The 7,968-nt window shown below is 63.2% G+C and carries 7 protein-coding genes; 2 read left to right on the plus strand and 5 right to left on the minus strand.

Features of this window, described 5'->3' with window-relative positions; translation table 11 throughout:
* Positions 1–46: 46 nt before the first annotated feature.
* The 5 genes from GC150_05435 to GC150_05455 form a co-directional block, all read right to left on the minus strand.
* Complete coding sequence (locus GC150_05435; protein ID MBI1384333.1) at positions 47–670, minus strand: hypothetical protein; 624 nt, start codon at positions 668–670, stop codon at positions 47–49.
* A 35-nt stretch (positions 671–705) separates the two neighbouring features.
* Positions 706–1,587 (minus strand): ABC transporter permease subunit, encoded by an 882-nt coding sequence (locus tag GC150_05440; GenBank protein ID MBI1384334.1) that lies wholly within the window; start codon positions 1,585–1,587, stop codon positions 706–708.
* A complete protein-coding gene (locus GC150_05445; GenBank protein MBI1384335.1) occupies positions 1,580–2,539 on the minus strand; it encodes an ABC transporter permease subunit in 960 nt (319 codons plus the stop codon). The genes GC150_05440 and GC150_05445 overlap by 8 nt, the downstream gene beginning before the upstream one ends.
* Positions 2,479–3,609: an ATP-binding cassette domain-containing protein gene (locus GC150_05450; protein ID MBI1384336.1), complete on the minus strand. Its 1,131-nt coding sequence runs from the start codon at positions 3,607–3,609 to the stop codon at positions 2,479–2,481. The genes GC150_05445 and GC150_05450 overlap by 61 nt, the downstream gene beginning before the upstream one ends.
* An 86-nt stretch (positions 3,610–3,695) precedes the next feature.
* The gene (locus GC150_05455) at positions 3,696–4,904 is read right to left on the minus strand and encodes an extracellular solute-binding protein (GenBank protein MBI1384337.1); all 1,209 of its coding nucleotides are present in this window, start codon (positions 4,902–4,904) and stop codon (positions 3,696–3,698) included.
* Between the two features lie 226 nt (positions 4,905–5,130).
* On the opposite strand from GC150_05455, the gene GC150_05460 reads away from it, so the two are divergent.
* Positions 5,131–6,036 carry a LysR family transcriptional regulator gene (locus GC150_05460; GenBank protein ID MBI1384338.1) on the plus strand — a complete coding sequence of 302 codons (906 nt, stop codon included), beginning with the start codon at positions 5,131–5,133 and terminating at the stop codon, positions 6,034–6,036.
* A 215-nt stretch (positions 6,037–6,251) separates the two neighbouring features.
* The gene (locus GC150_05465; GenBank protein ID MBI1384339.1) at positions 6,252–7,796 is read left to right on the plus strand and encodes a hypothetical protein; all 1,545 of its coding nucleotides are present in this window, start codon (positions 6,252–6,254) and stop codon (positions 7,794–7,796) included.
* Positions 7,797–7,968: the final 172 nt, after the last annotated feature.

Consider the following 7,968-nt stretch of genomic DNA (forward strand, 5'->3'; position numbering starts at 1 on the left):
GAGGAGGCCAAGGCCTCCCCGCACAGCAGCACCGGACGCTACGAGTTCAGTCCCTTGCGGCGACGCGCGCCCTGACGACCTCGCTTTCCCGCGCGAAGCCCTGCAGGCCGAGGCCGACGCGGATCGGTTCGCCGGAGACGGCGCGAAAATCGACGCTGAGGGATTGCCCACTCGCCAAAACGGTGAGGAAATCCTCACTGACATGCACGGTGGCCGCGCAGCCCTGGCGATCACACGTCTGGATCGCGCCTCTGGCCGCCACGGCGGGTTCCTTCGCGCCCTCCTTGAAGACGCCGATGGTCACTCCGGCCGGCAAGTCCAGTCCAACCGGCAGGCGGAAAAAGAAATAGGGAACCCCACCGACCGGATAGCGCATCTGGGCGGCGATGAGCAGCGCCCGCTGCTCGCCCTTCTTGACGAAGATCTGCTGCACCAGACGGCAGCCCAGCAATCTCTTCGCGTTGTCCCGTATGCAGATCGAGGCCCACACCGGGCTCGACGGATCGGCCCCTTTCGGGGCATTTTCCTCGGCCGCGCCGACCGAGCCGAAGCACCCCGCCAGCGCGACCACACCAGCAGCGAACGCCTTGTGCGTCAAATTCAGACTGAACCTCAAGGCACCCCCCGCAGCAACGCGAATATGGACGGTGAGGTTAGCATGCGACGCGATTTGTGGCGAACATCAACCGAGATCGAGACGCAACACTAGCGCCCGTAACGGCGCATGTGCCGTACGTGCCAGAACAGCATGAGCCCGACACTGAGAACGACGACCAGTGCCAGCACGACGCCTGCGACGGCCAGGCGTGACGTGCCCGCCGAGCGAAGCGACAGCCACATCAGGACCGGCAGAGTCTGGGTGTCACGTGTGGTCAGGAACAGCGCCATGACGAACTCGTTCAGCGAGATCACGAAGGCAAAGAGCGCGCTGGAGATCAACCCCGTCGACACGGCCGGAACGACGATCTGGAGGAATGTCTGCACCGGTCTGCCGCCGAGGTCGTAGGAGGCCTCGATGATCTGGGTGTCGACGGTCTTGAAGGTCGCCTCCATGAGCATGAAGACGAGCGGCATCGCCCAGAGGGAATGGGCCGCGACCACGAGATAGACCGAGCCGTACGCCGGCACGCCGAACACCTCGAAACCGCCGTAGACGATCGCGACCCCGAGCCCGAGCACGACCCCCGGCATGAAGAGCGGAAACAGCAGCAGCAGATAGAGCAACCCCCGCATGGGAAAGCTGTAGCGAAAGAAGACCCATGCGGCCGAGACGCCCGCCAGCACCGACACCAGCGTCGTCAGGCTCGCGATGATGACGCTGTTCCAGAGTGCGCTCCTGTACTGCGGGCTCGACGCGACGTCCTCGTACCAGCGAAGCGACCAGGATTTGATCGGAAAGCGGATGATGTTGCCGTCGTTGAACGACATCACCAACGTCACCAGAATCGGGATGAGAATGTAGACCGAGATCGAGACGAGAAAGAGTGCCCCCGCCAAATTCAGCGCGCGGTCCATGAGGATGGCGCCCCGCTGGTTCCCCGCGTTGGCGAGGCTCGTGGCCTGCCGGTTCACCGTGCGCTCAGCCATGGAGGTTCGTCTTCTTGGGTGACAGGAGACGCAGCGTCACGATCACGAGCGCGACCACCACCGCAAGGAAGATGGAAAACGCCGAGGCCATCGGCCAGTTCGACTTGCCGAGCATCTGCTCCTGGATCAGGAAACCGATCGTCCAGAGATTGTTCGGCCCGAGCGCCGTCGGCGTTGCATAAATCCCCATCGACCAGATGAAGGCCTGGGAGAATGCCGCCACCACACCGATCCAGGTGACCGGGAGCAGCACGCGCCGGAAGGTCGTGAAGGGCGTTGCTCCGAGATCGGCACTCGCATCGAGCAGGCGCTTGTCGGTGCCGTCGAAGATCGAGAGCATGATGAAAAAGCAGAACGCGATGTTGATGTAGACGAGGCCAACCAGAGCCGCGAACTCGGTGTACATCAGGCTCGTCTTCTCCGTGACGAGCCCCGCGCCATAGAGCGCGTAGGACAAGAGGCCGTTCTTCGGAAAGAACATCCACCATCCGAAGATCACGGCGATCTCGGAGATGAGCAGTGGACAGAGCGCGAGCGCGATGAACATGAGGCGCCACCTGCTCGGCTTCAGCCAAACCAGCATGGCGAAGGTATAGGAAATGCACACCGTCACGCATGACGCAACCAGCGCCAGCACGACCGTGTTCATGATCGCCGCACGGAACACGTTGTCGCGCACGAGACGCGCATAATGGTCGAACGTGAATCCCTCGGTGTAGAGCTTGGGAGGGATCCACTCGTTGAAACTCATGCGGAACATCGTGGCGAGCGGCACGGTGAAAAACACGATGACGAGCAGCAGTGCCGGCATCATGAGCAGCCAGGGCACGAGCGCCACTCCGCCCCCGGGCCTCGTCGCGTTCGGTTCGCTCTTGCCCTCTCCAGCCATCGTCACGCCGACTGGTAGATGCAGCTGTCGCCGCGATAGATGCACATTTCGCCGTTGCCCCATCCGAGTTCCACGACATCGCCGACCGCGTGGGCGCGCGTTCCATAAACGTCGAAGAAAACCTCCGAGGCACCGATACTCGCATGATAGCGATAGGCCTCTCCGAGAAATTCGACGACATCGACAGGGATTCGAAGGCGGTTCGGGCACTCGGCCGCCGCGCCGCCGTGCTTGAAGCAGCTCGGGCGCACGTAGAGGCGGCAGGGGCCCGAGCACTCGGCGTTCGACAGCGTCAGATCGAGTTCCGCACCCGACGTGTCACGGTATTTCCCCCCAATACACTCCATGTCGAGCCGGCAGGACTCGCCAATGAAGCTGAAAATGAACTCGTTGGCCGGACGCCGAAAGACCTCCTCCGGCGTGTCGCACTGCTCGATGCTGCCCCGGTTCATGACGGCGACACGGGTGGAAAGCGCCGTTGCTTCGCCCTGGTCGTGCGTCACGAAAATCGCTGTGAAGCCGAGGCGCTCGTGCAGCCGCTTTATCTCCGTTCTGAGCTGCAGACGGAGTGCCAGGTCGAGCGCCGACAGCGGTTCGTCGAACAGCAGGATCGAGGGCTTGACGACGATCGAACGGGCGAGCGCCACGCGCTGCTTCTGGCCACCCGACATCTGTGACGGATATCGTCCCTCGAGTCCGGACAGGCGCACGATCTCGAGAACGGAGGCAACGCGCTCGGCGATCTCACCCGCCGGCACCTTCCGCAATTTCAATCCGTAAGCGACGTTCTCGGAGACCGTCATATGGGGAAAGAGCGCGCCACTCTGAAAAATCGTTGCCGTATCGCGGCCATACGCCGGTACGCGCTCCACACGACGCCCATCGATCCTGATGGCTCCGGAGGTCGGGCGCTCGAAGCCACCGATCAGTCTGAGGGCCGTGGTCTTGCCGGAGCCGGACGGCCCGAGGAGTGTCATGAACTCTCCACGCCCGACCTCGAGGTCGAGGTTCCTGGCGGCGACCACGGAGCCGTAGAACTTCGAAACCCCCTCGAGTTCCAGGGCCGGCAATTCGCCGGTCGGTCCGCGCGTTCGTGCGGTAACGCGCCCGGCAACGATCGAATGACGGTTCACCCAGACCTGCTCCACTGCTTTGCGCTCGATGGCCCGAGGCTTCGTGCAAGCCGGCCCCACCCGGCCTACACGCGCGGCGCCCCGTCTCAGTTGGCGGTCGTCTTGACGACGGTCTCCTTGAAGCGGTTCTCCATTGCCTCCCAGCTGGCCGTGATCTTGTCCCAACCATCCATGGTGATGATGTTGAACTTACCACGCAATTCGTCGTTCGAGCTCGGGTAGTCCTGCTGCCAATGCGGCGGCACCGCGATGTCTTGGCGCGACATGTACACCAGGGACTTGTTGATGAACGACTCCTGCACTTCCTTTTCGAGAATAAAATTCAGGAAGGTGTCCGCGAGGTCGCCGTGCCTGGTGCCCCGCACCTTGAAGAACCAGTCCGTCCAGGCCGAGGTCCCTTCCTTCGGGATCGTGATGAAATACTCGTCCGGCTGGTTCTCGATGTAGGTGTAGGCGTCCGTCGAATACGTCACTCCGGCGTCCGCCTCCTCCTGGTTGAGGATGTTCGCCTGCTCGGCGCCGTCCTTGAACCAGCGCGCGACCTTGAGCTTGTCGAGCTTTTCATAGAGCGGCAGCGCGAGGTCCGGCCAGCCGTAGAGCTCCGACAGCCCTGGTGCCGCGGACGAAACGATGGCCGGCAGTGACAGCGACCACCACCAGGTTCCGGCATCCAGCGTCACCTTGCCGGCGAGCCTGTCGTCCCACATGATCTCCCACGAGTTCGCCTCGATGCCGAGCGACTTGCGCAGGATCAGCATGGGCGTGCCACCGCCGAACGGGACGCCGTGCATGCCGGCCTCCTTACTCCGCGTCTCGTAGAACCAGGGATAGACGCTCTCGAGGTTCGGCACCTTGGCGCGGTCGGTCTGCAGGAAAACCTTCTCGGCGAGCCCGGACGAGGAAATGTACTCGTCGCCGATCGTGATGTCGAACGGCGGGTTGTCCTCCGGCGCGGCCTTGATCTGGGTGATCATCTGGTCCCAACCGCCGACGGTTTCGACCTTCGTCTTGTAGCGGTCGTTGAATGCCGGGATGATGGTTTCACGAAACAGTTGCTCGTGATTGCCGGACCAGCTAACGACGATGAGCTGTTCGCCCGCGAAGGCCGATTGGGCGCTGGCCGGTGACGCGCGACCGATGATCATCGGAGATGCGATGAGCGAGGTACCCGCAAGGGCGAGACCCGACATCGACTTGAGCACATCGCGCCGGTTCGGAGCACCCTGGTCGCTGGTCGCCTGATTGGTGGTAGCGTCCGCCCGCGCGGACAGGTCGCTGGACACATCGTCAGCCATGTTTTCCTCCCGAGCCAGGTCGGCTCAACGGCCATCCTATCGGTTTGTCGTTCGATGGCCTACGTTTTGATCAGTGCGACCTTGCCGCTTCCCGCTGGCGACGCGTCACAAATCGACGCCCCGCGACCGCTCTTGACGACTGTCGCATTCTGATGGAGGGGATCGTTACACATGGGCTACATGGCCTCAAGCAACGAATTTTGGCCGTTTTGGATGACGCACAGTTATGTCAAAATTGAAACGGCAGTTGCCCCCTCTCGGAACGCTCGTCGCCTTCGAGGCGGCCGCGCGGCTGGAGAGCTTCTCGCGCGCTGCCGAGGAGATCAACGTCACACAGGCGGCCGTCAGCCGGCAGATCCATCTTCTCGAGACGAGTCTGCGGTGCAGGCTATTCACGCGTCAGCACCGTTCCGTCAAGCTGACGCCGGAAGGGCGTGACTATCTGCACGTCGTCGTCCGCTCGCTGTCACACCTCGCCAACGCCACCCAGGAGCAGCGCCTCGCAAGTGCGGACCGCAGCCTTACGATCGGTTGCGACGAGACCGTGGCGCTCATGTGGCTCATGCCCCGACTGACCGAATTCCGTAGCCGCGCCCGCGACGTGGCCATCCGTGTCGTCGTCAACAACGACGAGAGCGTGTGCCTCGCCTCGGACATCACCATAGCCATCCTGCATGGCGACGGACGCTGGTCGGAGCGCGAAAGCCGCATGATCATCGAGGACATCGTCGTTCCCGTCTGCAGCCCCTCCTACCTCGAAAGTCGCCCGAGGATCGAGCGCCCGGAGGACCTCGTCGAAGAGGATCTGCTCGACCTCGAGGACAACCACTGGCATTGGATCAATTGGAGGATTTGGCTCACGGACCATGGCGTCAACTTGCCGTCGAGCCAGCGGAGGCTGACTTTCACGTCCTATCCCGCCATCCTCGAGGCCGCCCGCCTCGGCAACGGCATCGCGCTCGGCTGGAAGCAACTCCTGGTCGAGGATTTCGAGAGAGGCTCGCTCGTTCGCGTCGGTGACTGGCAAGTTCAGACCGGGCTCGGCTACTACCTCGCCTGGACGAGCCGCCGCCAGTTGACCCGTCTCGAGGCGGAGTTCTGCGTCTGGGCCGCGGTCGCCACGACGAGCTGACGAGCCGGCCGACGCTCACGCGTTCGTTCGGAAACCCGGCTTCGTCGCGCCTTCTACGCATAACCAGAAGTTGGGCCATAGGACGAGTTTTTATCGTTTGATGGCCGAACTCGCGCCCGCCTACCATCCTGCCACAGGACGAAACCGGCATTTGCCTCCGGTAACCGCGATTCGGCTCCGGGTGGCGCGCGCCTCGATCACAGGATCTCCGCGACATGGTTGCAAGCGATCTGAAATGGGCGGGTCTCACCCAGCAGATGTCTCCCATGATGACCGTGCTCACACCCGACCAGCGTCGTGTGCTCATCAACGCGGCCTTCGAAATCTGCGAGGTCGTGGGCAACCGCGTCGGCAGCAAGGAGGCGCTCGAACTCTTTCGCAAGGCCGGCTGCCGCATCGAGCCGCTCGACGACGAGGGATGCAAGGTTTTCATCCCCCAGCGCGTCATCGAGCAGGCCTTGCGCGACGCTCCCCGGCGCCTGACGATCTACGACCGCAACGGTGAGCCGACGCTCTTCCTGCAAGGTCGCAACAGCTATTTCGCGCCGACCGCGGCAACGCCGCACATGTACGATCCGCTGACCGGCGAGCGGCGGCCGTGGACCAAGGCCGACATCGGCAAGGCGGCCCTCGTCACCGACGCGCTGCCCAACCTCGACTTCATGTTCACGCTCGGCTCACTCGCGGAGGATTATGGAAAGGACTGCTTCGTCCACGAATTCGAGGCCATGGTCGCCAACACGACCAAGCCGATCATGTACCTGGCCTCGGACGCCAAGGACCTCGAGGCGATCTGTGAGATCGCGGCCGTTGCCTGTAGCGGCTGGGACAATTTGCGCCAGCGCCCCTACATCATGCATCTCGACGATGCCCTCTCGCCGCTGAAGCACAAGAATTCGAGCTTCGACAAGATGCTCTACCTTGCCGGCCAGGGACTTCCGGTCCGCTACGGCGCCTTCACGATGGCGGGCGCCTCGTCGCCGATCACCCTGCCCGGCGCGACCGCCATCTGCCTCGCGGAATCGTTCGTCGCGCTCGCCGCCTGCCAGTTGAAGAATCCAGGCTCGCCCTACATCATGTCGATCCTGCCGGCGATCATCGACATGAAGCTCGGAATAATGCTCTCCGGCACGCCCGAGTATCATCGCTTCGGGGCCATGTACACGGAGATCGTCCACGACCTCGGGCTGCCGGTGATGTCCACGGCCGGCATCACCGACGCCAAGGTCATCGATGCCCAGGCCGGCGCCGAGACGCTCTGGAGCTTCCTCACCGCAGCGATGACCGGATGCCACCTGAACCTCGGCGCGGGCAGCCTCGAGTCCCACCTCATCGGATCGTTCGAGCACCTCGTGCTGTCCGACGAATGCGTTTCCGCCGTCCGCCACTTCATGCGCAATTCCGCGATCACCGAGGAGACGCTCGCCCTCGACGTGATCCGCGAAGTGGGCGCCGGCCTGCCCAACCTCATCTTCCTCGATCGCGAACACACGAACCGCCACTACATGGCCGAGCAGTGGAAGCCGCGGGTGTTCAGTCGCCAGAACTACACGAACTGGTCGGCCAACGGTAAGCCATGGACGCACGAAACCTGCAACAAGGTGGTCAGAGAAATTCTCGAGAACCACAAGCCGGAGCCGCTCTCGGAGGAAATCCTCGCCCGGATCGCCGAGATTTCCGAGGGTGCGACCAACGCCGATACGCTCGCTGTCGCCAAGACGGCCAAGGCGACACGCCGCCGCAAGTTCCGCGCCGGCTGACGTCCGCCCGGTTCCATCTGGAGAAATACCAATGACCATCAAGTACGAGGACCTCGCCAACGCGATCGTCGCGGGCGACCACGATACGGCCATCGGGCTGGTCAGCCAGGCGCTGGCGAACGGCAAGAAGAAAAAGCTCGACGACCTCGCCAACGCCAAGGAGATCCTGAAC

The sequence above is a fragment of the Hyphomicrobiales bacterium genome (genome assembly GCA_016125495.1).
Lineage (GTDB): Bacteria > Pseudomonadota > Alphaproteobacteria > Rhizobiales > RI-29 > RI-29.